Annotated in this window: 2 protein-coding genes and 1 pseudogene; 1 reads left to right on the top strand and 2 read right to left on the bottom strand. The window is 75.7% G+C overall.

Annotated elements, in window-relative coordinates:
• Positions 1-567, bottom strand: a pseudogene (locus HW445_RS27840) (nitroreductase); the annotation flags it as partial.
• 281 nt (positions 568-848) lie between these two features.
• On the opposite strand from HW445_RS27840, the gene HW445_RS27835 reads away from it, so the two are divergent.
• Positions 849-1712 (top strand): universal stress protein, encoded by an 864-nt coding sequence (locus tag HW445_RS27835; RefSeq protein WP_180223628.1) that lies wholly within the window; start codon positions 849-851, stop codon positions 1710-1712.
• An 18-nt stretch (positions 1713-1730) separates the two neighbouring features.
• Here the strand turns inward: HW445_RS27835 and HW445_RS27830 are convergent.
• On the bottom strand, positions 1731-2218 hold a 488-nt coding region (locus HW445_RS27830; RefSeq protein WP_180223627.1), incomplete at its 5' end, for a condensation domain-containing protein.

Here is a 2218-nt window from a genome sequence, read left to right as displayed (position 1 = left end):
CAGCCAGCGGGCCTCGTCGGGGTCGCCGGCGTGCTCGGCGTAGGTCTCGGCCTCGGCGATGAGGTCGAGGAGGAAGCGGACGTGCCAGCCGCCGGGGAACTGCAGGCGGGCCCCCTCGGCCTCGGCCTCGCGGGCCAGGAGCTGCTTCAGTTCGTCGGGCAGGGGGTGGTCCTCGAAGGGCAGCCGGCTGGTGTGGCGGCGGGACAGGGCCGGGTACAGGCTCGCCAGGGCTCCGGTGGCCGCGGCGGTCCCGGCCGTGCCCGGGCGGATGCGGGCGACCAGCCGGGGGTCGTCCTCGTCGGGCAGCAGCGAGGTGTGCAGGACCAGGCCGTTGTGGGCGGCCGCGACCCGCAGGTTGAGCAGCGCGGCACCGCAGCCGAGGTACTGGGCCCGGTTGTCCGGGTCGGCGTGGGTCATGTCGCGCGTGGCGTCGGACCTGAGGTCCAGCACGCCGGCGGTGCGGTGGTAGACGAAACGCCAGGGCTGGGCGTTGTGCAGGGAGGGGGCGGTGGCGGCGTCGCGGACGAGGCCGCGGACCGTCGGCGGGGAGATGTGCGGCATCGGCATGGTGCTCTCCTTGGGCTCCGGCGTCGGACGGCGGCGCGGCACTCCGGAGCCCACCGGCGCGCCCCGCTCACCGAGAACGCCGTGGCCCCCGGGTTCCCCTTCCGGGCGCGTGCCTCACAGGAGGCGGAGGCCCGGTTCGCGGCCCGGTTGCGGCGGCGCCCGATCGTGAAACCCTTGAGGAGTCGTGGCCGACGGCGCCGGTGCGTCGCCTGTCGTGCCCGTGGCCCGCCCGGGCCCGGTGCCCCGGTGGAGCGCCCCGGGCACCCGACCGGGAGAGGATCATGACCGACACGTCGGAACGTCCGGAGATCGTCGTCGGGGTCGACCCGGCCAGGAACTGGCGCCTCGCCGTGTCGTGGGCCGCCGACGCGGCCGAACGGCGCGGGTCGGCCCTGCGCCTGGCGCTCGCCGTGCCCCCGCCGCGGGACACCCAGCACGTCGACGACACCCCCCGCTTCCAGGCGCGGGCGGTCGCGGGCCGGAACGCCCTGGAGGCAGCGGCGGCCTGGGCCCACGACCGTGCTCCCGGCGTCCCGGTCGCCACCGCGCTCCTGGAGGGGAACCCGGCGCAGGTCATGGCCCAGCTGTCGACGGAGGCGGAGATGGTCGTGCTCGGCTCCCGCCACCTGAGCCGGACCGAGGAATTCCTGAGCGCGGGTTCGCTCGTCGTCCCCGTCACCGCGCAGGCGCGGTGCCCGGTCGCCGTGGTGGGCGACACCGAGCACACCACGCAGGCCTCGCCCCAGCTGGTCGTCGGGGTGGACGGGAGCGAGGCCTCGCAGGCCGCGCTGGCCTTCGCCTTCGAGGAGGCGCACGTCCGCGGCTGCGGGCTGCGGACCGTGGCCGTCTGGCAGCCGCCGGTCTTCACCCGGCACCCCGACCACGCGACGCTCTTCCGGGCCGCGCGTCAGCGGCTCACCGAGGCCACCCTCGTCCTCGCGGAGCGGTACCCGGACGTGCCCGTGACCCATGAGGTCACCGAGGGCTCACCGGTCGAGGTGCTGGCCGAGGCCGCCGAGCACGCCCTGGCGGTGGTCGTCGGGCGGCGGGGACGCGGAGGCTACACCGGCATGCGTGTGGGCTCCGTGGTGCGCGGGCTGCTGCACCGGGCCCACTGCCCGGTGGTGACCGTCCCCGCCGCGTGATCCGGCCGTCCGGCCTGCTCAGGCTTGGTTCCGGGCTCCTCCGACGGTGTCCAGCGGGCGTTCGGGCGTCCGGGCCGCGATGTGCAGGAACTCGGTGAAGGTCCGCGCCCACCGCTCGATCGTGGTGCGGGTGAACAGGTCCGTGGAGTACTCGAACGTGACCGTGATGCCGTCGTCGGCCGGGACCAGGACGACGTAGAGCTCGGTGCGCGCCACCGCCTCCGTGGGCAGGTCGCGTACCGAGGCGGACACCGACGTCAGGTCGAGCGAGGGCGGCGGTGTGGTCACCACGGTGAAGAGCACCGTGGGGTACAGCTCCTCCCCGGTCCCCGGAGCGGCCAGCTCCACGATCTCCGTCAGCGGCAGGTCCTGGTGGTCCAGCGCCGCGAAGAGCGTCGTGCCCAGCTGTCGCGCCAGGTCGGCGAAGGTGCGCGCCTCGCCGGTCCGGGCGCGCAGCGGCACCGCGTCGCCCACCAGCCCGACGATCTCCGCCCGTTCCCGCCGCG

Origin of the sequence: Streptomyces sp. UH6 (genome assembly GCF_013421635.1) — a bacterium.
Taxonomy (GTDB): domain Bacteria; phylum Actinomycetota; class Actinomycetes; order Streptomycetales; family Streptomycetaceae; genus Streptomyces; species Streptomyces abyssomicinicus.
This window is presented reverse-complemented; position numbering and strand designations above follow the sequence as displayed.